The sequence below is a fragment of the Microbulbifer maximicatervae (SeqCode) genome (genome assembly GCF_052467305.1).
In genome coordinates this window covers 193,591-219,440 of the sequence record NZ_CP174306.1, presented here as the reverse complement: position 1 = coordinate 219,440, position 25,850 = coordinate 193,591, and the positions used below count along the sequence as shown (strand labels likewise).

Sequence of the window (25,850 nt, the reverse complement as noted above, 5' to 3'; positions counted from 1 at the left end):
TTATTTCATTTCGTGTCATACCCCGTGCGGCAGAGGTCACACAAATCGGCATTTTTTGAGTAAGATGCATGTTTAAGCATCTGCGTGCCAAGTAAAGTTTTACGACCCAAGGTATTTGAGTAGCCATGAAAACCACCCCAAAGCAAGCAGTAAGCGAAGATAGCCTGGATCAGGCTTGTGCTTGGGTGGCTCGTTTGCGCTCAGACTCAATAACCTCAGCTGATCGCCATCAGTTCAAACAGTGGCTTTCTATCGAAGAGAATCAACAAGCCTTTGCAGAGGTCAGCGAACTTTGGGGGGACTTGGGCGCACTCTCCAGAATGCCGGTTGATACACTATTCCCTGAAAGTATCCCCTCGCGCAAAACCACTGACAAAGTTGAGATGCCCAAAACCAATAAGCACTGGACATTACCTCAATGGCTTATTGGCGGCGGGCTCGCAGCCTGCGGGGCAGTCATTACTTTGTGGATTGGTTTCCAAGGAATGGGCGGTGAAATCCAGACCCAAATGTACGCTACAGAACGCGGACAGATACAAACGGTTAGCCTTCCTGATGGTTCCGAAATAAAACTGAACTCCAACAGCGAGTTAAAGGTTATATACAACCGCAATGAGCGTCGTACCGAATTGGTCCGTGGTGAGGCCTTCTTTGAGGTAGCAAGGCAGACCTCGCGTCCATTTACCGTGTCCGCTGGTAGCGCCAATATTCGGGTATTGGGTACTGAGTTCAATGTTGAACTCAATCCGGAGAATACTCAAGTATCTGTAACTGAAGGCACTGTATCAGTTACTGAATCGGTGAGTGCTCCTGGCCTGGAGCCCGAATCAGTACAATTGGTTAAGAACCAAAAAGTCAGCATATCCGATCGAGGTCTCAGCCCGATTAGCCGCACCTCCCTCGAGGAGGCCACTGACTGGACAAAAGGTCTCCTGGTTTTTGAGAAAACCCCCCTTAAGGACGCTCTTATAGAATTAAATCGCTACCTGATAACCCCTGTAGCCGCTTCTCCTCAAGTAGAAAATAGACTTGTTTCCGGAACATTTGAAGTTTCTGACCCGGATAACACCCTGAAGGCCATCGCCACTGCTCTGGATCTATATCAAGACCACAGCAATGCAAACCTGACTATCTTGTCTCCCTCGCATAACTAGGTTATAAACGTCACCCAGGGCGGTTACTTTCTATCCGCTGGGACTCTTTCCGCCCATAAAACCAAAATAGCGATATTGATGCTACTGACTGATAGAATGTAGCTCGTATAACACTGGGCAACTACTTTGACTCTAAAGCACTGGATAACAATATCCCTTGCGGCTGCGCTAAGCCTTCCTGGCGCAGCCTATGCAGAGTGCCCTAGCTCAGGTATCCAAATAGCTTCTGGAAACCTCTCTCAAGCATTAATATCTCTAGGCCAACAGTGCAAACTTTCACTACTTGTTAGAACGTCTTTTGTAGCAAATTACCTTGTAGAGCAACAGGTATTACAAAGCCCAACAGGTCGATTTGAACCTGCTTTAAACAAATTGTTAGAAGGTACCGCCCTTTCTTTTAAAAAAATCGGTACCTCTTCCGTCGCAGTGATTGAACTACCTGCAGAAGTCCCCCCTCTCAACCAACCACCCAATTCCACGCAGACTGAAGAAGTGACAGTAACAGGGCAAAGCCTAACTGGCAGCCACTTGCGCCACTTTCATTCCGATGGGTATCTACCGATTGATAGCTTGTCAAGGGATCAATTAGAGGTGACCGGTGCTCAAACTATTGCAGACTTATTAAAATTTTTACCAGCTATATCAGGTAATTCAACTAGCACTTCAGTAAGCCTTGAAAGCAATGGAGCGGCTATAGTTTCGTTGCGTAACCTTCCAGCAAACAGCACTCTTGTACTAATAAATGGAAGGCGGATTATTAGCGATGGATTTAATGGAGAAGCCACAGACCTTAATACGATCCCCCTCGCCATTGTCGATAGAGTAGAAATATTAAAAGATGGAGCTTCTGCTGTTTATGGTTCGGATGCAATTGCTGGAGTGGTCAATATTATTCTTCAGAAGGAATTTGAAGGCCTCTCTTTGGCAAGCTTTTACGGGCAAGCCACAAAAAACGATAGGCAGAGTGAAGCCCACCACTTAACCTGGGGATGGAAAAGTGACCGAGGCAACCTAATGCTCAACCTCTCGCGGACCAAGCGAGAAGCAATAATGAGCCGTGACCGGGATGTTACGCAGTCCGCTGACAGTCGCACACAGGGGGGCTCAGACCAAAGGTCATCCGCTATACCAGAAGGATTTATCGCTGTTGACAGAGGTAATATTTTAACCAGCCAAGGAGTAGGTATATACGAAACTTGGTCACCTGAAAATAGGTTTGATTATAATAACTTCTCTTCAGCCATCCCCCAGACTCAAAGCGACTCCATTTACATCACAGGAAGCTTTGATATGGGAGAAAGCTCTTTCGCTTTTTCAGAGATAATGGCGGTTCGCTCTACCGGAGAAACAACACTATCTCCAACCCCTGTCTTTACTCGATTTGATAATGGCAACCTAGTGATATCTACGGACAATATTTATAACACTTTTGGGCAAGATATTTATGATGTTCGTCGACTTATGGTTGAACTAGGCCCCAGAAGGCAAAATAATCGCACAAATACTTGGAGATTTAATACCGGCCTGAAAGGTTTTTGGGATGAATGGCAGTGGGAACTCAACGCATCAACCCATCAATCTCATCGCAAGGAAACTTTAAGTAATGTAGTTGATCCCAACGCGCTATCCATGGGTCTAAAAGGACCTGAGGTTTGCTCTCCAGCAACTTTCTGTACTCCCATTAACCTCTTAGGCCCCAGCGGAAGTATTGACCCTGATCAACTGGCCTATATTCGAAGCAAGAGTGTTACTAACAGCGACTCTCGAATGACATCACTCACGTTTATCACTGATGGTGCTATTAAAGATTTCGCAGCTAACGACATCCTTATGGCAACGGGTGTTGAATTTAGGCGCGAAAGCTTAAGCCTGCACTCCCCCCAACTTTCATATATCGGCAGTCAATCACCTGGATCTACTGAGGGCGCCCGAATAATTAAAGAAGCGTTTGCCGAAATTTCAATCCCAATTAAAGACAAAAAGTTATGGCTGGACGGGGCTATTCGGATTTCTCAATATAGTGATTTTGGGGGCACAAAAAACCCAAAAATTGCAATTAGATGGAAACCTATATCCACCCTTTTATTTCGCAGCAGCTATACTTCAGGGTTTCGAGCCCCTACCCTTACAGATACCAATCAAGAGAGCTATCAATCACAGAAACTTCTAGTTGATCCATGCTCTGAACCTCTAGCAACTGACCTGCCAGGCTGTACAAACCAATCTGACAGCACCAGAAATCTATACTTGACGCAATCTAGTGGGAACCCTGATCTTGTACCAGAAAAGTCCCGAACTATTTCACTCGGTTTAATGTGGGAGCCGACTGTACTGAAAGGGCTTACAACTAAACTTGATATATATAATATATCTGAGAATAAAGTTATAGGGAGTAACCCTCAATACTTATTAGATCAAAATGCATACTATGGATCCTACAAAGACTTAGTTGTTCGAGATACAAATGGCGATATAACGAGAATTTATGCCTCACGGATGAATCAGGGAAATCGAGAAGTGAGCGGTTATGACGCGGCAACTTATTATCAATTCAAACTTGATAACAATGCACAAGTCAATCTAGCTCTTAATATTAGCCGAACGCTTAGTTATCTCAGTCAGAATTCACCAAGGGGCTCATCCACAGAGTTTACGGGGACTTTTACTGATATTTCACAAGGGGGCAATGGCTCATTACCTAAATGGCAAGCTAATGCGGGGGTATACCTAAAAGGTAACAAATGGAGCCTAGGATACACTATTCATTATGTAGGTAAACTTACAGAAACTCTATACAATCAATATGGCAATAAAAACGAAAGAGAAATAAGCGACTGGTCAAAACAAGATATTCAATTCACATACTCCCCCACTAAAGATGCTCGTCTTTCGATTGGACTTAACAACATACTAGACACCCCCCCCCCTTTTGCCGCAACAGCCTCTACAACTGGCTATGACTATCAAACTTATGACCTATCAGGTCGCTTTATATTTGGAAGTATTTCCTTTCACTACTAAACCTTTCCTCTCTGTAAAAAGGGTAAAGGTAATAGTTAACTATTAGTTTAATTTTTCTTCCGCTTTTCCTAGCGGCACTCTGCCGTTGTGTTTGCCAACCCCAATTATAGTAGACCATCAAGTAATGACTGCTATCGAGCATTAATTTTTAAATAAAAATGTAATCGGGTGACGGTATCCATTCACTTTTAAGATTCCAAAATAACCTTTCCAGTGGTGCATTATTCCAACAATTTCAGGCCCAACTCATGCTCTAGATTATTCAATAACGCCACAGTAACTGGCGAAACTAAAAACTTGTACACTGACTGCATTAGTCTGAGTAGAGCATGAATCAATCAGGCACTTTCTGCTCCAAGACCGTTTCAAGTGTCTTAATCGTAGGTACAGATGATCCTACCCACCAACAACGGACACACCACTAAGCGACTAGTTGTTCCTCAAACGCCTCAGGGCTGAGATAGCCATTGGCGCTGTGTAAGCGATTTCGATTGTAGTCTATTTCTATATACTCAAATACGGTTTCCCGCATGAGGCACCTTGTAGGAAAGCGGTTACCATGGATTACTTCTACCTTAAGTGAGTGGAAGAACGTTTCTGCGCAGGCGTTATCATAGCAGTTACCTTTGGCGCTCATGCTGCACCGCAGATCATAAGCTGTAATTAAAGATTGATAATCTGTAGAGCAATATTGGCTTCCCCTGTCAGTATGCACGATAACATTTGTAGGTTTCTTACGTCGCCATAAAGCCATTTGAAGGGCGTCACAGACCAATGTAGCTGTCATCGTTTCTGACATCGCCCAACCAATAACCAGCCGACTATATAGGTCTATCACTACAGCCAGATATAACCAACCCTCTTCTGTTCGTAGGTAGGTAATATCCCCGACCCATTTCTGATTCGGCGCTTCAGTATTGAAGTTCTGCTCGAGCAGATTTGGGGCCACTGGCAGACCATGTTTTGAGTAGGTTGTGGCTTTATATCTCTTGGCGGCTTTAGCCCGTAGGCCCTGTCGACGCATGCTGGCAGCAACTGTTTTTTGATTATATTTACTCCCCTCACTGGCCAATTCCCTCGTCAGGCGAGGGGCGCCACTACGTTCTTTACTGGCTATAAAGCGCTGCTGTACCAAACCATCAAGCTCCATTTGGTACTGCTGGCGCTTGGATTGATCGGCCGATCTTGACACCCAATCGTAAAACCCACTGCGAGATACGCTCAATACCTTAGCCATCGCTTTGATGCTGAACTTATGCCTGTGCTTTAGCATGAAGGCGTACCTCATTTCAGGCTCTTTGCAAAGTACGCTGCGGCCTTTTTTAAGATCGCCAGCTCCTCTGCCTGCTCAGCCAGCTGCCGCTTAAGGCGAGCATTCTCTGTGGCCAGCTCTCTCTCGGCATCCCCTCGGCTCTGATGTAACTTAGCCTTGCTTCGCCATCCGTAAATCTGGGAAGGATGTAACCCAAGCTGTTTAGCGGCAACGCTTACCCCTACCTTGACCGCCAGTGCTAGGGCATCTTTTCTATATTCCTCTGAGTATTTTTTACGAGTGGTTTTGGTTGATTTACTTGATCGTGTCATAGGGCACCTCTGCTGCGTAGTTTATCGCTTAAGAGAGTGTCCGTCTTTGGTGGGTAGGATCAAGATAAGGAGGGCTCACTCAGCGATATAACGAGCATGTAAATCTATAACGGTAGCGAGGCAACGCTAATTTTAATCAATACAATTATAGGTAATCTCACCACACAAAATTCTTTTAGGTTGCCATACATTTAACTAGCAATTAAATTTATTGAGTTTATCTATATGCTCTACGATTACGTTCTTATGCTTGTAAGTACCAAGTTTCTTACACACCAAGCTTATCTCACTCATGAGTCTTCAAATTTTAAAGACTACGATCGCACAGTTTTCAGTAGGGCTACCGCTGTGCTCTAAGAACTCAATAACCCTTAAAACAAAGTTAGATTCTGAGAACCTCAACGGATCCTGGTTTTTCTTATATTCAAAATAACATGATCTAGGCATTCCAAACACCTTGCAGACCAGCTTCCCTGACTCCTGCTTGCTTAATTACTCAATCTATGCGTACGATTCATTTCATCGAACATCAAAAGAGTGGTAGCCTTTTTAGCATTTATATCTCCCTTCGTAGGTAACTGGTACGGATTTCCAGTCCCTTAATTTTGACTACCCACTATTAAGTACTTTACGTGTATGTACTGCTAGTTGCCTCACCCAGAGGCAGGTTTACTGCGACCGGGACCAATCAAATAGTCTTGATCTACTACTACAAGGCGGACAACGCCTAATTATAGTTTGGAAGAAAAGAATTGATATTTTTTGCTTATTGAACACCTTTATTTTCGAGGCAGCTGTACTACCTAACTTGCTGCCCAAATTTAGTAGAGAACTATAAGAAATAAAGAAGGGGGCTACGCCCCCTCTTTATTTCAGTAGTTAGAGAACAAACATATCCTCAAGACTGAAGCTTACCCTCTAAGCTAGAATTGGTAACTAATACCAGCCCAAGCGTAGCGGCCCTGATAATCATAGCTGCTGTTTACATCGTACCAGCTAGAGGTGTACGACGGTTCGCGATCCGCAACATTATCAATACCTGCTGTCAGGCGCATATTGTCATTCACATCCCATCCTGCCTTCAAGTTCAAGTAAGTGTGTGAAGGGACATCAACATATGGACTCTGGCCATCGCTCAAATACTGCACATCTACACCAAAGTCCCAGTTATCAGCGTACCAAGTTGCATTAGCAAGACCTCGCCACTTCACATAAACGCCACTACTGGTGCCAACGTAATCCAGATAGTCTGAAGTAGCTTCAGTCTCAGTATTGTAAATTTCGTATTCAAGCAAGCGAGTTGCCTGGGCACGCAGAGCCAGCTTTCCTGTATCGAAGTAGAGGTTTTGAGCTATATCGAGATCGATCCCTTTAGTTCTAATCTCACCGATATTTAACAAAGAGCCTTCCAAATAGGTGATTTGACCACTATCACCGCGCTCAATCAGAGCACAAGCATCCGTAATTCCATCCCGATAGCAGTCATCCAGAATCTGCTGTAGGTCGGCGCTATCGATTGCGTTGGTAATTTCAACGTCGTAATAGTCCACAGTAATGGAGAGATCCTCGACAAAAGAGGGAGTCCAAACGATGCCAGCAGTGAATGTACGAGCCTCTTCAGCTTCCAAGTCCTCATTACCACCTATATTGGTAGCTACTTGAGAGCCTGCCTGGGTGAAACTTGAACCCACTTCGCTACAGTAAGCACCTTGGCCATCAGAGTTTGAGCTAGTAGTATCACAAGGGTCTAGTAGATACTCATAACTCTGAGAAGTACCGCTATATAACTCATAAATACCTGGTGCACGGAATGAGGTTGAATAGCTGGTGCGAAAACGGAAGTTTTCAGTCGGGGCGTATACGATACCCAGCTTACCAGTGCTCTGACCGCCAAAAGTGTCAAAATCGGAGTAACGCAGGGCGACATCCATAGATAGCTCATCCGCGTATTTTTCACCAGACAGGATTGGCAGATTAAATTCCGTGAAAAGCTCAGTTACCGAGTAATCACCAGAGGTTGCATCTTGCTGGTTGCCAAAAGTATCACCATTCTGAGTCTCCTCACTAGGATTAAACTCACCAGATTCTTTGCGATACTCGACACCAGCAGCAAAGCCTAGAGGACCAGCAGGAAGTTGGACAGCGTCAATATCGCCAGTCAAGCTGGCACCAAAGTTGATCAACTCATATTCATTATTTTCTCGATCGGTATAGCTTATGTAGTCGATCACCTCACTGCTCATACCGCCAAGGAAAGAGATGTCCTCATCAGAGAGACTGCTTTCTCCATCAATAACTTCTTGTAATAAAGTCTTGTTATAGGAATTTCCAGTTGTATTTTCACCCTCATTTCGACCATAGCTTAAAAATGTATCCCAGCTCCAGCCATTCACAAGATCTCCGCGAGCACCACCCAGAAGGCGGAATGTTTCTGTTTTCTGCTCATAGTCGCGGGTACCACCTGAAACAGGGCGGATACGGATATCGGAAATACCATCTTGCCAATTATCTCCGTGGGTTGCTTCCGGAGCTGTAGGCTCCAAGCCATCAGGGCTGCCTTGAGACTCCCATTCATCAAATGCGGCTTCATATGCAGCTAATTGAATTTGATACTCACTTTCTGCTTCTTGCCACGCTTCTTCCAGCTGTGCAGCCACTTCGTCTGAAACATTGTCAGAAGTCAGATTTAAACCATTACCGCTATACATCGGTTGAGCGGCTAACTGCTGATTAGTAGTTTTTAAAGTATAGGAACCCTCACCGTAGAGCTCTATCGCATCAGTGATTGAGTAACTGCCACTTGCAGTCAAACTGGTCCGCTCCATTGCACCAGAAAGCCACATGTATTGGCCAATATCATATGAAGAATAATCAGTCAGTGTTTCTCCATCATCATCAACCCCAAAAGTCCCGTAGTCGGTAAATATGTTGCCCGTGGGGGACATCGAACTATAGAGCTCCGCCCAATCACGATCGTTATAGGTAATTTGGTCGCGCTTACTATGGCTTATATTTGCGATAAAATTACCTCGGTCACTTTCTCCACCGAAAGTAATCGAAATTTCGCCATTCTCTCCCCCCCCTGCTTCAGTAGCCCCAGCACGAGCATTGATGCGAACTCCATCAAATGAGTCCTTCATCACGATGTTGATAACTCCAGCGACCGCATCAGAACCATATACAGCTGAGGCACCATCGGTCAGAACCTCAATGCGGTCAATCATGTCCACAGGAATATTATTCATATCCACAGCTGAACTAACACCAGAGCTAGAGGACACAAAGCGCCGGCCATTGACCAATACCAAGGTGCGAGCGGATCCCAGGTTACGCAATTCAACAAAAGACAGACCGCCGCCACCATTGTTGTCGTTGGAGTTGATACCTGTGGTCCCCATCGATGGCAACTGATTTAGCAGTTCATCAATGGTGCCAACACCAGAACGTGCAATCGCCTCTGAGTCAACCAAAGTAATCGGGCCGGTAGTGGATAACGGGTCACGAGCAATACGCGAACCAGTAACAATTACCTCTTCTACTTCCGCGCCAACAGCAGTGGACTCCTGGGCGAAGGTGCCTGTAGCAGCAAATGTACTGAAAGCGGCGATGGCAATGCTCAGCTTGGTCTTGATCATAACGAAACCTTCTTATACTCAAGATATTATAGTGATTATCATACTATCTATTAAAACATGACAAACCTGACTTTAATGCATTGAATGCCTACATGGAACTTTTGTCTCGTTTTTTTTTCATCTCGCCTAATTTCCCAATCAGAGCATGTTGTTACTTTTAATCTGTAAATCTCCAATAAATATCCAAAAGCCACTAAATTTCCTTAAAAAATGGGATATAAAACTAATATCCCGACAATTATTGGTTATTCATTTTTTTTCGATATAGGGGCAATAAGAACAAAGAGGGGGTAGGCTATGAAATATTGATTGCAATAGTTGAAACTGTATGGTAATTGAGGGAAAAGCTATTAAGCGGGAAAGAATGGGGATAAACGAAATAACTAAAGCTGAGGCACGTGGTTGGCACCTCAAAGGTATTTTGAAGATATAAATTATTACAAGGGAAAATAGCTGGCTACTCTATTTTCCCAATTAACCTTACATAAGATATAAAAGAAAATTTGCAACCTTTATATAGTTACTATAAATGTTAAAAAATATGCGGGGGGGGGGCTTGTAAATCCATACATACTACATTGGTCTACTACCTACTTCGCAGATTTATGCAGTTACTTATTAATAATAACTGTACTTTACCTCAATTCTATCGCAAAGAAGAGACTGGCCTTTATTAAGGTTTTATTATCTACACATAACTGCTTTACCTGATGTTGTAGCCGGCATAATTCTTCTTATTTATTAGCATCCAACCTCACACCATTATCTTCTTTTTTTCAGCGTCGTAGGATGTTTGTAGTGTTTCCCGTGAGTCTACCACCTTGGATACTGCCCCCTGCTCAGAAACTACAGACACGTAGTCAATATTTAATTCCAACAATAATTGCCCTCTTATGCCTTTAGCTATCATTCACAACCTCATTTAGAAGCTTTGCCACCTTGGAGCCCGGCAGAATTAGAAAACCACAACTCTACTCAAAATAGCTAAGCGCATACTTACAAATACACCGTGCTCATTTTTTTACACCGATAGTATTTAGAATGTCTTTTGCGACTGCATATTTAGACAACCTTGAAACATTCAAATAAGAATCTACCATTCATCTTGATAAAGAACTTATTGAAAAATATCCTTCAATGAAACAAAATTGTTTCGCAGCCTTCATATATTTATATCATGCGCGAGGGAAGCTATTAGCTTTTAACTCATCTTACTAACTACTTTATATATTTCGCCACCTGACCTTAGAGGACCCCCTTAAAGCCTTGCGGCCTATAGCTCTCCTAAAGCAGTGAGATCACTTAACGTCTAACTGCTAACAAGAGAAGTAAAGTTTACTTTCGGCAGATGGCATTTTATTGCCGAATTTAGCTTTATGAAAAGAAAATAACTAACCTTGAAAAGATAAATTCTTACTGTAAATTTGAAATAATTAAGGGTATTATTTTATCGGTGGTAATTATACATGCCAACTTGGATACACTTAGAAACGGATAGCCCCATGAAAGCAAGCTTTATAATACCTGGTCTTATCGCATCACTACTAATAACAGGCTGCGCAAGTGAACAGCCTTTAAGTATTACTCCTCAAAAAGAAGACAGCAGATCTCAAGAGGGTAAGGAGGAGGGGGAAACTTCAAACAATCGCATGATTTGTAAGTATAGACCTATTACAGGATCAAGATTTAAACAAAAGACATGTATGACAGAAGAAGAATGGGAAACTATGTCGCGCAGATCTCAAGAAACGCTAAACAAACAACGTCAAAGAGGCGCGCAAGGCAACCCGGATGGATAGCGTCGCCAATAACAATGCTAAGTTAACGTTTTAGTTGGGCAACGAAGGTGCTTGCTTAAGGCACCTTGTTTCTATGTAACAGCAATGACAAAACCTAATCAATTTTCAGAATCACTCCAGCATGCTCTACATCTACTCAGGTTAAATAGATTTACTGATGCTGAAGAAAAACTTCTTGATCTAGCCAATAAAGCAGACAATCCATACAAACTTAGAGCCACACAGGAACTTTACAGATTAAATATAAAGCTCAAAAGAGAAAAGAAAGCCTTACATTTTCTTGAGGCCGCAGGGGAAATTCACCTCCCCGATCCAAACTATTGGATTGAACTATATAGACTTGCTAGATCCTTAAAAGATACACCAAAAATCATTCATGCATTGAAGTCCTTTGTTGAGCAAGTACCAGATTGCCGTCCTGACAACTTATATAACCTTGCATTCTACTTGAAAGCCAATGGGGATTTTAAAGAATCCTTACTCTATTATAATAAAGCTCTAAGGGGAGGAATAAAAAACCCAGAGGAAGTACATACCAATATAGGCAACATCTACTCTGAATTGAGACAAGAAATCAAAGCAGAAAATAGCTACAGAAAGGCCTTACTCCTAAACAGCCGCTACATTCCTGCACTACTCAATCTTGCAGGCCTACTTGAGGAGCAAGGAAACAAGCAGGATGCTATCCGCTTTTATAAGAATTCTCTTTCTGTTGATTCAAAATGCTACTTGGCTCTTTGCCGGCTAGCTAACATCTACCCCGCCAAGGATAAAAGCGACGATAGAATTATTAAAATCAGCCAAGCTCTACAGTCACCTATTCCCCCTAGAAATAGAGAAGATTTAAATTTTGCATTGGGCAAACTGCTTGATGACTGCAAATCCTACCAAGAAGCCACCACCGCTTTTAATGAGGCCAACTCACTAGAGAAACAAAGAATCTCTCCATATATTCCATCACACCAAGAAACAATAATTAATAATATCATTAACACTTTCACCAAAAATCAATTTCTCAAAAAGTCATCCCCCAACAAAGCAACCCCAATTTTCATCTGCGGAATGTTTAGATCAGGCTCTACACTAGTGGAACAAATACTGAGCAGCCACCATAGTATACATGCAGGGGGAGAACTAGACCTGATCCCAATTAAAGCAAGAGAATTAGGAGTACACAAAACAAAATTAAATAAAAGACTAGACAGTGCTTTTTTTGACAAACTTGCTAGAACGTATTTATCCGAGTTAGAGCTCAAATTTCCTGAACATAAAATAGTAACTGACAAGCGACCAGATAACTTCTTAAACATTGGAATAATAAAACTGGCCTTCCCCAAAGCAAAGATAATTTGGACCAAGCGAAACTTTCAAGATAACATTCTTTCGATTTTCTTCCAGCAAATGAGAGAAGATGTTAATTACGCAGTAGATTTAAATCATACAAAACACTTCTATCTACAGCACATAAAACTAATGGATTATTGGAGATCAATTTTCCCTTCAGATATTTATACAATAGACTATGAAAATCTAGTAATACGACCAGAACTCACCACAAAAAGGCTCTTAACTTTTTTGAATCTACCGTGGGATTCAAACTGCCTATCTTTCTACTCCAGTAAAAATTACGTTAAGACAGCAAGCTTATGGCAAGTGAGAAATAAGCTCTACAAGACATCTTTAGAGAGAGCAAAGAACTATAAAAATATATTAAAGTCCCTTAATTCGACCCCATAAATAAGAAAGGGGATGCAGCTTTAAGCTACACCCCCTAAAAATACAAAGATTATTTAAAAGTCTGCTGTTAACCCTAAGAATGCATAGCGCCCAAGAGCATCGTAGACTCCAGGGAAGGTATTACCATTACCATAAATACTTGATCCAGCATCCGCTGTTAATGGAGGCTCTTTATCGAAAATGTTATTAATACCACCGCGCACTGTAACTTTCTCAGACAGCCCCCACGAAGCCGCTAGATCCAAATAATTGACTGATTCAAAATCAGCGTTATTAGCTCCTAGATCTTTCACCCCACCAATATGTCTCCAGGTGGCGACTAAATCAAGACTCCATGGCGTGCTCCAAGTTGTACGTAAAGTACTCGAAAACTCTGGGGTTGGAGTTCCGCATGAGCCTCCCCAGTTACCTGCGCATTCCTCTACCGGCTCACCCTCAAACTCTTTTTGGTCCCATTTAGTAAGATAAGTAGCAATTAGATTCATATCTACAGCCCCATAACTTCCCACATCAAAGCCATAGTTAGTATTTATGTCGATACCCTCTGTTTCGAAATAACCGATATTGACGTCTATTGCGGTTATCGCAGCTTCACCGATCCAAAGATTACCATTATCCCCTCGACTAACTGAGTCGCAGAACCTGTCTTCTCCAGTTTCAATACACTTGTTGAGAATCGTTTCCGGTTGAATATTGGCAATAGCATCTTCTACTGTAATATTAAAATAATCCGCACTAACTGTCAGGCCATCAACAAATGATGGAGAATATACAAAGCCAATAGAGAATGTTTCTGACTCTTCAGGTACCAGCTCTTGATTGCCTCCCCCCACATAATTGTATTGACCCGCAGGAGAATCGATCTCATTACCGTAAGTGGATGCGGTGATGCCGCTATTCATACACGCCTCGAGGGAGGCTGTGGGTTCCTCTATAACCCCATCAGAATTTGTACGGGAACCGCAAGGATCTTCTGTCATATCAAACAAGCTTATCGCCTGTGGACGATAAAGTTCACGTATGTTTGCATGGCGAGTTGCGGACTGGAAGCTACCCCGTACTTTTAAATTATCAGTTGGCTGCCAATCTGCGGCTACCTTATAAGTATTTGTTTGCTCATCAGTTGAATAGTCAGAATACCTATACGCCAACTCAAGACCTAAATATTCTATAGCCGTCATGCCACTAGCAATTGGGATATTCATCTCTCCAAAGACTTCTTTTACACTTAAAGAGCCATCTACTGGTAAGGTTGGCCCGCCTTGACCAGCACCATCGCCACTCTGGAAACCTGCATCAGGTGAGTACTTGAGGTTCTCCCGGCGACTCTCCAAGCCCATCACAATCGCAATACCGTTATCTGCACTTGGTAGCTTCCAACCATAACTGGTTAAATCGCCGGTTATGTAGCCTGATATAATTTCTTGCTCAGTAGTTCCTCGAGCGTAAAGAGGTAGCACTAAATAGTCGATGGCCTCTTGGGTCACACCGCCCTCCTGGAATATATTCCATGGTACGCAGCTAGGATCAGAGCCATCTAGAACTGATTGACATACTGGGTTGCCATTTTCATCTTCTCTAACATCAAGCGCTCGACGAATATGTGTACTAGACATGTCATTAAGATATGTCTGTTCGAGGCTTACCTCAGAGTGCTGATAATAAACATCATAATTCCAGTCATCATTTATATCACCACGTAAGCCAAAGACCCCACGGAAAGTAGTATGGCGTAAATCATCCTGCCGGGGGCCACCTTCAACATTTCGCCTCCCAATATACAAAGCCCCGTTATGCTCGGATATTTCACCTGTATTTTCATTGGTTCTTTGTACAACCAAATCACTTACATAATTATCTTTTGTAAGCCCATAAACTCCACATACCGCTTCGAATTGCTCATCAGAAAGTAATGGGTTTCCGCAATATAAGTCATCCGTAACAAAGAAGGCTCCAGATGGCGCAATTTGAGCAACCGTGCGGTCATCGGCGTACATTAATTGTACGTAGGCTTCAGTATTATCATTGATATCGTAATGAGCAAATGCTCCCATAGTCCAGCGCTCATCTGGTCGCTGGAAATAATTCAGGGGTCCATAATTATATGGGCGGGTATATTCAGTGAAGCCGGTACCATCAACACTGTAATCAAAGCCGTCAGTATTATCGCCGCTATTAACCCCAAAATCAGTAACCCGCCCCCAAGGTACTGTAGAAGAGCCCCCGCACTCGAAACTACCTGGACTGCCTTTTAAAGTACAACTACTATAATCACGATCAGATTGTAATACCGGATCAATCTTTCTGTAGTTTGCATAGGCAGTCACATTGCCTCGACCATTGTCGAGATTAGCCCCCAAGATTAGGGAGAAATCATTAGTCTCCCCATCTGTGACGTTTCCATCTGCAACATCAAAGTCGTAAGACTCTACAAGCCTTTGCATACTGCTATTATCATTATTATGCTGGTACACGCTTGTTTGAGTTTCAAATCGAACTCCCTCAAAGTCGTCCATCATAATGAAATTAACAACACCAGCAATTGCATCTGAACCGTAAGTAGCTGAGGAGCCACCGGTTAAAACCTCAACTCTTTCAACCAAGGCCCCGGGAATTTGGTTAAGGTCTGCTCCCGATCCATCCTCAAGCGGAGAGCCAGTTGGCATCCTACGCCCATCTATCAAAACCAAAGTGCGCTGAGAGCCTAATCTACGTAATGATATTGTCGCAGTTCCTGTAGACCCATTCGCCTGGCCAGCGTCTTGAGTAGCAGCAACCTGGGGCAGGTCACTTAGCAAATCTTCGACTCGGACAACACCAGTAACTTTTAAATCCTCGGCACTAACGGAGGTTACCGGGCTAACACTAATATCATTGGCACGCTCAATACGAGAGCCTGTTACAACAACCTCTTCAACCGCTTCAGCATCTTCTTGTGCAAACACCGGCATAGCTGGAATCATAATTGCTGCCGTGGTAAGGCCCAGAGCCCCTTTTACTGCCACAGATAAAAGGTTCTTTTTCATTGTCAATCCTCTCTTGATCGTTGGATTTATTGTCTTGTGTCAAAATTGACGCTTCTAAAAGTAACTACCCCCAAGTGGTTACTTCTTTCCCAACAACTTTTAAGACGTATTGACTCTAAAAAACCTCAAAGAAACCAAATTTTCATCTAAATATAGATAAGTTCGCTTTGACATCTAAGTACATATAGTACAAAGGTGCAAATGACACTTAGCCACGTGGTAGAGCTTAAATGTAAACACCCTGAGAACTCTTAAATCTAGGAGAAAATAAGGCTAAAGCTACTGGGCTAATCAGAAAGGATGTCTTGAAAAATTCGAGAGCAAAAAAAACGGGCCAATTGGCCCGTTTTTTCGTTTAAGCGGAGAGTTTTAGAAGTCCATTCTCACGCCAACAAATGCACTACGACCAATATCTGTATAAACATCGGATGCAGTATCATGGCCTGTAATATTACCAGGAACTGTCGGTAGGATTATTGGAGCTTCTTCATCCAGAATGTTGTTAATGCCAAGATTTGCACTAATGCTATCCGTGAACTGATACGAAGCATAAAGATCGTGGGTTACGAAACTACCAACGTCGAAATTATAGAGATCATAGGTTTTACTAGGAACAGCATCACCAATGAAATTAGTTTCCCACTGGACAGTCAGACGATCCAGAGAGTAGTTGACAGAAGCTATCCACTCATTCTCGGATATGCCAACTGTACCGGCCAACTCTTCAGTTTGACCAAACTTAATTTCGTTGAACTCAAGAACATGAGCATAAACAAGATTCAGGTCCAGCTGGCCTGCACCTAACTCCATTCCCCACTGAACCTGAAGATCCACACCTTCAGTCTCAAGACGTCCTTCATTGATGTAAATTGAGTTTACATCAGTCAGCTCACCCAGCTGATGGGCGCCACCTTCAGAGTCACGTACGATATTGTTACAGAACTCATTTGGCCCAGTGGTAGATTGGTAACAGAAATCCAGAGAAGTCTGTCGGCCAACAGTATCAATCAGGTCATCAATCTCAATGGAGTACCAGTCCACAGATACGCTCAGGCTACCCACACCAAAGTCGTGATCAAACACCGCGCCGAGAGTGTAACTATCAGAAACTTCAGCTTCCAGGTTCTGAGAGCCCACATTAACAAAACCGCCAGTGCCTTGTGTTTCTGACTGACTCAACTCAAAAACACCTTCCGAAGCGATACGAGCTGCAATCTCAGGGATCGCAAGGCAGTTTTCAGCGATAGTCCCAGTACTGTCAGCAGTTACGCCATTACAAGGATCAGTGATAGCAGCAAAGGTCTCTCCACCTCCACCATAGTATTCTTCAATATTTGGCGCACGTACCGCACGAGCATACTGTCCGCGCACACGCAAAGCATCATTAATCATCCAAGAAAAGCGCGCAGTATAGGCATTAGTATCACCTACCGTGCTGTAATCCGCATAACGATAAGCAGCGCCAACACTAAACTCCTGGATTCCAGGAAGGCCGGAAAGGATTGGAGCTTCCAGCTCAACATAGAGCTCAGTCGCATCAAAGCTGCCCTCGGTAGCCTTAGCCCTGTTTCCTCCATTCTGACCTGAACGCGTTAAGGCGTCGGGCAAATCAGCAGCAAACTCATCTCTGTATTCAAGACCCGCAGCCAGGCTCAATGGGCCAGAGGGCAACTGAAGAAGCTCACCACTAACGTTGAGACCACCAATAGTTTGCTTGGTGCTCTGGTCACGCATGGAAACCGCGGTCACATATTCTGCCGCATCGGCAGAAATGGTCCCATAACCGAATACGTTGATTGGAACACACCCTTCTGCGACCGCTGCTGCGTCCGCACAAACGATTAGGCCATCCTCATCGAGGGTAGCATTCAGTGCATTACGGAAATTGGAGACATTAACTTGACCAGTACTGCGCTGACTGTCCTGCATCTGCCCCTGTCCAAAGTAGGCGTCCCAGTTCCAATCATTGATTTCACCGCGCAGCCCCATCAAACCTCGAAAAGTTTGACGCTCAGCATATGATCCACGTTGATCCAACTCAGTGGTACGACGGACAAAAGAGACATACTCATCCCCCGCAGCAACAGCAATATTTCGCAGTTCTTCAGGCATATAGGGATTATCAATGTGAATTCCGTCAACATTGAGAGCATCCTGAGCATTGAAGGGGTATGGTTCAATATCAGTCTGAGTTTCAGTGCGAGCAAAGGAGGTTTCTATAAACAGCTCAAGAGAATCACTGAGATCATAAGACAGATTGGAGCTGATTAGGTAGCGCTCTGTAGGCACCAAATAGCGGCGAAACTGTTGGCGGTTGAATCCATACTTATCGCCATCCCACGCAACAACCTCACCGTTATCAACAGTGTATTGATTCCCCCCAGACGGCAAGAAAAAGCGCCCATTCTCAGAGTAAGAGGAGTAGAAAGGCTCTATTTCCTTGTCACAGTCGCTAGAAACTTCTGAGTAGTAACATTCTGCAAGATCATCTACTTCAGTATTCTTACGGTCTCGTGCCCAAACACCTTTTTGATCCGTGTAAGTGAGAGAGATTACAGCGTTACCCTTGCCATCGGCAAAGTTGCTACCGGCCGTCAAATTGAAGCGATCTGTAACATCATCGCCATATTCAACTGTTTCACCGTGAGAGGTGTTTATGCTCACACCCTCAAAGTCATCTTTCAAAATGACGTTAATTACACCAGCGAGGGCATCAGAACCATAAATTGCAGAAGCACCACCAGTAATAACTTCTACTCGCTCAATCAGCTCAGTAGGAATAGTATTCCAGTCAACTGCGGAGGTACCCGCAACACCAGACACGTAGCGACGGCCATTTACCAGAACAAGGGTACGATCTGCGCCCAGGTTTCTCAGGTTAACAGTGTTAACACCGCCACCGGAAGTAGAGAAGTTGGAGTTGCTGCTTGAAAGGCCAGACACACCAGTTGCAGGCAAGCTCCGCAGAATATCCGCGCTATTTACCATGCCTGAATTTTCAATGCTTTCAGCATTCACAGTTGTGATAGGAGTAGCAGCCTCTAAATTGGCCCGCGTAATACGCGATCCGGTTACCACAACTTCTTCAACTAATGTTGCATCATTTGTATCTGCAACACTCTGAGCAAAAGCCTGAACAGTTGCTCCAAAGGCTACAGATACTCCAAGGGTTGCCTTGATTGCTGACGAAAGGATATTCCTTTTCATTGTTTTATCTCTCTCTTGAGTAGAGCACAGCTCCACCAGAACATTTGAGTTTACTATTGAAGCGGCCACCCCCATGGTCGCCCCAGCTCCCAACTTAGATAAAACGAACGAACTCTCCACCCCCTCAATAAAAATTTACCCAAACATCAAAAAAGCTTTTTCCACACAAATCTGCCAATTCGTACATTATTACCAATACTGCATCCTTTATAAGGCCAACCGAAAAGATAAAAAATCTTGATCGCCTAATCTCGATCGACTTCCTTTAAAAAGGTGTCTAATTTTTGTTCGTACACCGCAATAGTCTCGGAGCTTCCAGCAAGCTCAAAAGCCTGCTTCAAACTCTCCTTTGCTTGGCTAAACTTACCAAGTTTGTAACGTGACAAACCTAGCAAAAAATGAAACCGGTGTACTTGCTTAGCCTGCCTCAGTGCGCGATTCAGATGTTTTTCGGCTATAGCGTACTCTCCTGCCTCATAACTTTTGGTCGCCATGTAATAGTGAAAATAAGGGTTTTGGTCCCGGTGGTACTGAACTAATCCAGCAAAAACCTCGGCTTCCTCTTCCCTACCCAAACCTTTGTAGAGCCACTCTAAATTACTAACTGCCACAAGATTTGAAGGTTCCAGGGATAAAGCTTGTAGGTAACTTTGCTCGGCCTCATAATTGTGGCCAAAATGACTATAAAATGCACCAATATTAGACCAAAAGTCACTCCTGTCCGGCTTCATTTCCAGTGCTTTTCTAAGGTAAAGAAAGGCCTGCTCTTCACTCCCCTCTCGAAGCAGCTCTACACCCCGGTTACTATAATAAAGGGCAAATGCAGTAACATCATCAAGAGCCCTCTGTTGGTAAGTAGGGTCATAAGCTTCAAGATTTAGATCAATAATTCGTCGCCCGCCATAGTGCTTAGCCACCATATTTACGTGGCGATAAACAACGAATATCTCTTCCTCCTCCTGATCCCAGACTGGGGGGACTTCTACCTCATTAAAATAAGCCTCAGCCCCGAGCTCTCTCGCCATAGCGACCATCATTAGGGTAAAAGTCAAACAGTTCCCCCGCTGCTGATGATAAGCCTCCCTTGCAGGCAGCGTACTATCCACGTCATATTCAAAGAAAAGTTCTCGCTCACTAACCATGCTTACCAGCGCCTGCAGCCGACTTTCCGGGATTGCATTAGGGGAAAGTGTTTCTAAATACGAACGAATCTCAGCATCCAGTTCCAGTAAGTTCTCATCTGGCAGCTCATCCTCTCGTATAGGGCGATTAAAAACGACCTCCCCACTCAGAACAGGTTTAATATCTGGATCTTGTGCAGAAATATCTGGCTGCAAGGAACAACCACCGATAATCATCGACAAAACAGCCACAACTAGAACCTTCACATTGCTCCCCCCAAAAAAGCATGAACTGTAACAGCATTTATCACTAACTTACCCCCAAAGTGAGCACCCTGGTACTATTTGCCTAAAACACCCCACCACTGTTCGCCTATTTAATGGACAGCCGATTAATTTTCCTGCTCAGGCAACAGGTACCCACTTCAAGTATTTGAGACTTTATTATGACTGAGACAGCCGCCTTATCCACATAAGCATCTATTAAAGACTGAAGACCTTTTGGCGGAGCTAGACGGGAGCGCTAGTACCCAAAATACATCGGCATCAAGACCTGGGAGATGCCCATCGGGCAGGCCCTTCAACAAATTGGCCAGTTGAAGATCGTTCGGTCACCAAGGGGCGTTATTTAGATCAACAGCCCCGGTGTATTTAGGGGGGAGTTTGAGCGCAACTAGAAACAAACAGGGCCAGAATATAAGCTAGTGAGGTCCTCATCGTTATTTTTCCCTCAATATTTTTAGCCTTATGGGATTTAACACCAATTTAACGTAAATAGAAGTACCCTGTTGCCATTTATGTAAATCCCTTCACTTCGGTTCGCCTGTTAAATAGACAACTGGTAAACTTTCCAAGTTACGCAGGAGGTAGGCACTACAAACATTTAGGCCTTGGAGCTGGCAGAAAACATCCACCCAAGCCCGGATAAGTCCCGACCTCTTTAAACAAGAGCAATACAGGAAAGAAATAGTACTCTGACACACGGATAATTTACCTGGCTAACCAAAGGGCACCGAAATTTCAGTTCCCTGGCCAGGCTGCCTTCCTAATATGCAACAACATATTGCATTAGAGCTATAACAACTGGAATTTCAGCTTATGTCGTCAAATACAGACCAAAATGACGCCGGCTTTTTTGGCCACCCCAAAGGGCTCTCGACACTTTTCTTCACTGAGATGTGGGAGCGGATGAGTTATTACGGTATGCGAGCCCTGCTTGTGCTGTTTATGACAGCCAGTCTTCAGGAAGAGGGCTTGGCCTTTACCGTTGCAGCCGCGGGAGCTATTTATGGGCTCTACACTGGCGCCGTGTACTTCCTCGGCCTGCCCGGTGGCTGGATTGCAGACCGCCTACTAGGAGGGCAACGCACCATATGGTACGGCGGCATCATCATTATGTGTGGCCATATTGTGCTCGCTATCCCAACCAGTTGGAGCTTCTTTATAGGCTTGATCCTTGTTGCTACCGGCACCGGCCTACTCAAGCCCAATATCAGCGCAGCAGTTGGACACCTGTACCAACCAGATGATGTTCGCCGCGACAGTGGATACGCACTGTACTATATGGGCATCAATATGGGCTCAATCATCGGTTATGCCGTCTGCGGGTACTTTGGTGAAAATGTCGGCTGGCATTGGGGCTTTGGTGCCGCTGCTGTGGGAATGGCTATTGGCCTGATCCAGTATCGCCGCACTATCCACAATCTGGGGGACGCAAGCCTCAATCCCGAGAACCCACTTTCGCCAGAAAAGGCCAAACTGGCTTGGCGCATAATTGGTGCTGTCGTAGTCGGTGTTGCAGTGATTACTGGCTTGGTGATGAATGGCACTATTACCATCAACCCGGTAGAAATAGCCAAGTACGTAGCTGTAGCCTTCACCCTGACTTTCCTTGCCTACTTTGGCTTTATCTACTTTGGCGGCCAGCTGAGCGGGTCAGAGAAAAAGAAAATGTGGGCGCTATTCCTAGTCTGTGTAGCCTCTACCTTTTTCTGGTCGGGCTTCGAGCAAGCGGGCTCCTCACTGAACCTATTCGGCCGCGACTACACGGATCGCCTGATTGGCAGCTTTGAAATGCCCACCTCCTGGCTACAAAGCTTTAACTCCATCTTTATCATTACTCTGTCCCCCTTCTTTGCCGCGCTGTGGATTAACCTGGGCAAACGCATGATCACCCCATCCTATGGGCTGAAATGTGCACTTGGCCTGATCATCATGGCCAGTGGCTTCCTAGTAATGTTCTTTGCCGCTCAATACGCAGCAGCGGGCCTGAAAGTTGCTCCTTACTGGCTGGTAGCCACTTACTTCCTGCACACTGTCGGTGAACTCTGCCTGAGCCCAGTGGCCCTGAGTGCTGTAAGTAAACTTTCTCCTCGCCGCTTTGCTGGCCAGATGATGGGTGTCTTTGTTCTGACTTACTCTATCGGCAACCTCTTTGCCGGTCTTCTGTCAGGTAACTTTGATCCGAACAATGTTGCTGAGATGCCAAACCTATTCCTGCAAATCAGCTTGTTCACAATCGGAGTGGGTATCATCCTGGCCCTGATCAGTCTCAAGTCCAAGTACTGGGAAACTGACTCAGAAGCGCCCCAGAATACTGCGACAGCTGAAGGCTCTACTAAAACGGCCTAATACTTAGCTGTATTCCAAAAAAAAGGCCACTGCTATGCAGTGGCCTTTTTTATTTTCCCTCGCCTAAAGCAAGCCTTGTAACAGACCGACATTCAGCCAGATAAAGCGCGCCCCAATAATAAACAGCAAAACGGCAAAGCAATGCTTAAGCATTTTGGAAGAAAGGCGATGGGCGAGATTGGCACCAAAGCGGGCAAAAAACGTGCTGGTGACAACGATTCCAAAAAACGCAGGCCAGTACACATAGCCACTACTCCATTCTGGTAGAAGCTGATTGCCCCAGCCCTGGAAACCAAAGCTCAGCGCACCCGCAACTGCAATGGGAAGACCGCAAGCCGCCGACGTAGCAACCGCACGTTGCATCTTCACTCGGCAGCGGGATAAAAATGGAACGGTTAATGAGCCCCCACCGATACCAAAAATTGCGGATACCCAGCCTATAACTCCCCCAGCAGATAGCAATATAGATGACCTTGGCAAGTTGCCGGCCCCCTCCGTTAATTGATCGTGCCGGGCACCACTAAGCCACATCCTAACCGCAATCACGATCGCAAAGACGCCGATCAACAGCTGCAGCCAGGCACCGGGCAGCAGTTCAGCAGTGGCACCACCGGCCCAGGAGCCGATTAAAATGCCTGGAGTCATAACCCCAAAGATCTTCCAGTCCACTGCCCTTTTCTTGTTGTGGGCGCGCACTGAGCTTATTGATGTGACAATGATTGTTGCTAGGGAGGTACCCACAGCCATGTGGGTGAGGATTTCAGAGGATATCCCCATAGCGGTGAAAACAAAAACCAAGGCAGGGACAATGATCAGGCCACCACCTACGCCAAATAGTCCAGCAATAGTTCCAGCAGCGGCACCGACCAACAAATAAACCAGTAGTATTTCCATAGCCCACCCCGTTTAAATACGACAAACAATTTTGTCGCATTTAAACAGATAAAAGCTGGGGATAGATAGCGACCTTAACTTCGGCTTTCCACTGTAAGCCAGTCAAACCCTTCCTGCTGACAGGCAAAAATACAGCTCTCCACTGTTTCGGTAACCTCTGCCAGGGCCTCCTTTGCCAGGACAAGGCTGTTATTTTTTTCACTGATATGGGCAACAACCAGGTGCTGTAGCTGCTCATAGCCAACGCGCTGTAGAAAGCCAGCAGCCTGTTGATTACTCAAGTGGCCATAGGCTCCTCCAACGCGTCGCTTCAACGAAGGTGGATAGGGCCCTTGAGCGAGCATCAGAGGGTCGTGATTTGCCTCTAGAACCAAGGCATCACAATCACCGAAATGCGCTTCAACATGAGGAGTGATAGTCCCCAGGTCCGTCAACAAGCCCAGACTGCTGCCGCGATAGCGAAACACAAACTGCGCCGCCTCACGGGCATCGTGGGGAACCGCGACCGGGGTTACTTCAATATCAGCGACAACAAAAGGCTGATGCCCCTCAATTAAGTGCAACTCCGGTAACTTGCCAATATCACGCGCCTTAAAAGTACCAGGCGTCAGGTAAACAGGCAGGCCATACCTGCGCGCAAGCGGGCCCACACCGGAAAGGTGATCACTGTGTTCGTGGGTAACCACAATCGCAGAAATATCAGCGGGAGACATACCGAGCCGCGCCATACGGCGCTCGGTTTCCTTGATGGTAAAACCGCAGTCAACCAAAAGAAAATGGTCGCCACTGGCGACCACTGTTCCATTGCCTTTACTGCCGCTTCCCAAAGAGGCGAAGCGCAGGCCCATTAAATAAGGTTCTGCTGGATAGATTGAAGCAGCTGGGAAGCTTCATTCTTTGAAAGCGGCTGTCCGCGAGTATCGCGCACACGCACTTCAATCTCATCGTCATTGCCACGAATAACAATCAGGTAGCCGGGATAAGCCTCGTTCGCAGCAGCCTCGACTCCCAGGCCTTTGATTTCCTTGAAGAGAGCAGGTTCAGCTCCCTCAGTCATATCAATTCCAGCCAAGATCTGCTGTAGGCTTACCTGATCAGCGCTCTCTGCCAGCTCATCCTCATCGCTCTTACTCCCCCAGGAGAACCAGCCTCCGTCGCTATCTTCCTCATCAGAAGCAAGTGCACGATCTTCATCGTAGGTGACGTAAAGAAGTCCAATATCGGAATCTTCACGGTGCAGGCGATAAGCACCGGAATTCACAGCATGAGCGACAGTAGCCCAGGCCCGGTCCATTTCGAGCCCCATTGCAATATAGGGCTCGTGACCAGCAGGCTCCCTCAACTGGACCTTAAGTGAGCTGCTACCAATTGCCTGGGCAACCAAAGACGCTGTAGCAGCAGCTGTTTCTGACGCCAGTGCCGTGGACATTTCATCAATCATCCACCCTTCACGCTCAGGGCTCGAAGAGCGGTCTGGCCAATTAACGCTACCGCCAACCGGGGCTGCAGAAGGCACAGACAAGTGGCGCACATGAATCTCTGTCGTATCGGGTTGCACACCGGTTTCTACCTGCAAGCGATACTTATCTTTAGTGTCAGGACTCTCTTTAAAGGCCATCCAGGCAGTTTCCATCACACCTGCATTGGCATCTGACATTTCTATATTCAAGCCTGAGCTGCGAAGGAACTGGTGCAACTGGGGCCACACCTCTTCAGGAGGCTGGGATACCAGCACCCAGCGATTTCCGCCGAGCTTTTGAATTTTTACTCTCTCCAGACCCGCATTCACTGAAAGCGCTTGAGGACGCGGAACTTCAAACTCCCCCTGGGCCAGCTGCTCTCCTGCAATCTGGGGGATCTCATAGAGTTCCTCCTGGTGCTTGGTATTAACACCTTCAGGTATCCGCAGAGGCGTCAGGCTATCGGCATGCTGGTAATCATTACTGCGATCGCGGAAATAGCCATCGTTGCCGAACACACCGCACCCTGCCAGCGTAATACTGGAGATAAAGAGCCCGGCTCCAACGGTCAATTTTTTCAT

Annotated in this window: 14 protein-coding genes; 5 read left to right on the top strand and 9 right to left on the bottom strand. The window is 45.2% G+C overall.

The window, feature by feature from the left end; all coding sequences use genetic code 11:
• The first annotated feature begins 125 nt into the window (after window positions 1-125).
• The gene (locus ACJJI4_RS00950) at window positions 126-1,154 is read left to right on the top strand and encodes a FecR family protein (RefSeq protein WP_444926737.1); all 1,029 of its coding nucleotides are present in this window, start codon (window positions 126-128) and stop codon (window positions 1,152-1,154) included.
• 126 nt (window positions 1,155-1,280) lie between these two features.
• Window positions 1,281-4,175 carry a TonB-dependent receptor gene (locus ACJJI4_RS00945; RefSeq protein ID WP_444926736.1) on the top strand — a complete coding sequence of 965 codons (2,895 nt, stop codon included), beginning with the start codon at window positions 1,281-1,283 and terminating at the stop codon, window positions 4,173-4,175.
• Window positions 4,176-4,596: 421 nt separating this feature from the next.
• Here ACJJI4_RS00945 and ACJJI4_RS00940 read toward each other — a convergent pair.
• The 3 genes from ACJJI4_RS00940 to ACJJI4_RS00930 all read right to left on the bottom strand — a co-directional run bounded on the left by ACJJI4_RS00940 (window position 4,597) and on the right by ACJJI4_RS00930 (window position 10,304).
• Window positions 4,597-5,759 (bottom strand): IS3 family transposase gene (locus ACJJI4_RS00940; protein ID WP_444925492.1). Its coding sequence is split into 2 segments (ribosomal slippage): window positions 4,597-5,501 and window positions 5,501-5,759, totalling 1,164 coding nucleotides; the frame shifts between segments, so codons are not numbered across the junction.
• 923 nt (window positions 5,760-6,682) lie between these two features.
• Entirely contained in the window at window positions 6,683-9,394 is a 2,712-nt protein-coding gene (locus tag ACJJI4_RS00935; RefSeq protein WP_444926735.1) for a TonB-dependent receptor plug domain-containing protein, read from the bottom strand.
• 754 nt (window positions 9,395-10,148) lie between these two features.
• Entirely contained in the window at window positions 10,149-10,304 is a 156-nt protein-coding gene (locus tag ACJJI4_RS00930; RefSeq protein ID WP_444926734.1) for a hypothetical protein, read from the bottom strand.
• A gap of 592 nt (window positions 10,305-10,896) precedes the next feature.
• Here ACJJI4_RS00930 and ACJJI4_RS00925 point away from each other — a divergent pair.
• Window positions 10,897-11,193 (top strand): hypothetical protein, encoded by a 297-nt coding sequence (locus ACJJI4_RS00925; protein ID WP_444926733.1) that lies wholly within the window; start codon window positions 10,897-10,899, stop codon window positions 11,191-11,193.
• Between the two features lie 84 nt (window positions 11,194-11,277).
• The gene (locus ACJJI4_RS00920; RefSeq protein WP_444926732.1) at window positions 11,278-12,930 is read left to right on the top strand and encodes a tetratricopeptide repeat-containing sulfotransferase family protein; all 1,653 of its coding nucleotides are present in this window, start codon (window positions 11,278-11,280) and stop codon (window positions 12,928-12,930) included.
• 53 nt (window positions 12,931-12,983) lie between these two features.
• On the opposite strand, the gene ACJJI4_RS00915 is transcribed toward ACJJI4_RS00920, so the two are convergent.
• The 3 genes from ACJJI4_RS00915 to ACJJI4_RS00905 form a co-directional block, all read right to left on the bottom strand.
• Window positions 12,984-15,956: a TonB-dependent receptor plug domain-containing protein gene (locus ACJJI4_RS00915; protein WP_444926731.1), complete on the bottom strand. Its 2,973-nt coding sequence runs from the start codon at window positions 15,954-15,956 to the stop codon at window positions 12,984-12,986.
• 369 nt (window positions 15,957-16,325) lie between these two features.
• On the bottom strand, window positions 16,326-19,163 hold the full coding sequence (locus tag ACJJI4_RS00910; RefSeq protein ID WP_444926730.1) for a TonB-dependent receptor plug domain-containing protein: 2,838 nt from the start codon (window positions 19,161-19,163) through the stop codon (window positions 16,326-16,328).
• Window positions 19,164-19,408: 245 nt separating this feature from the next.
• On the bottom strand, window positions 19,409-20,551 hold the full coding sequence (locus tag ACJJI4_RS00905) for a tetratricopeptide repeat protein (RefSeq protein WP_444926729.1): 1,143 nt from the start codon (window positions 20,549-20,551) through the stop codon (window positions 19,409-19,411).
• 831 nt (window positions 20,552-21,382) lie between these two features.
• On the opposite strand from ACJJI4_RS00905, the gene ACJJI4_RS00900 reads away from it, so the two are divergent.
• Entirely contained in the window at window positions 21,383-22,915 is a 1,533-nt protein-coding gene (locus tag ACJJI4_RS00900; protein WP_444895125.1) for a peptide MFS transporter, read from the top strand.
• 63 nt (window positions 22,916-22,978) lie between these two features.
• On the opposite strand, the gene ACJJI4_RS00895 is transcribed toward ACJJI4_RS00900, so the two are convergent.
• The 3 genes from ACJJI4_RS00895 to ACJJI4_RS00885 all read right to left on the bottom strand — a co-directional run bounded on the left by ACJJI4_RS00895 (window position 22,979) and on the right by ACJJI4_RS00885 (window position 25,850).
• The gene (locus tag ACJJI4_RS00895; protein WP_444926728.1) at window positions 22,979-23,809 is read right to left on the bottom strand and encodes a sulfite exporter TauE/SafE family protein; all 831 of its coding nucleotides are present in this window, start codon (window positions 23,807-23,809) and stop codon (window positions 22,979-22,981) included.
• Between the two features lie 74 nt (window positions 23,810-23,883).
• A complete protein-coding gene (locus ACJJI4_RS00890; RefSeq protein ID WP_444926727.1) occupies window positions 23,884-24,657 on the bottom strand; it encodes an MBL fold metallo-hydrolase in 774 nt (257 codons plus the stop codon).
• Window positions 24,657-25,850 carry an NlpB/DapX family lipoprotein gene (locus tag ACJJI4_RS00885; protein WP_444926726.1) on the bottom strand — a complete coding sequence of 398 codons (1,194 nt, stop codon included), beginning with the start codon at window positions 25,848-25,850 and terminating at the stop codon, window positions 24,657-24,659. Before ACJJI4_RS00885 ends, ACJJI4_RS00890 begins: the two co-directional genes overlap by 1 nt.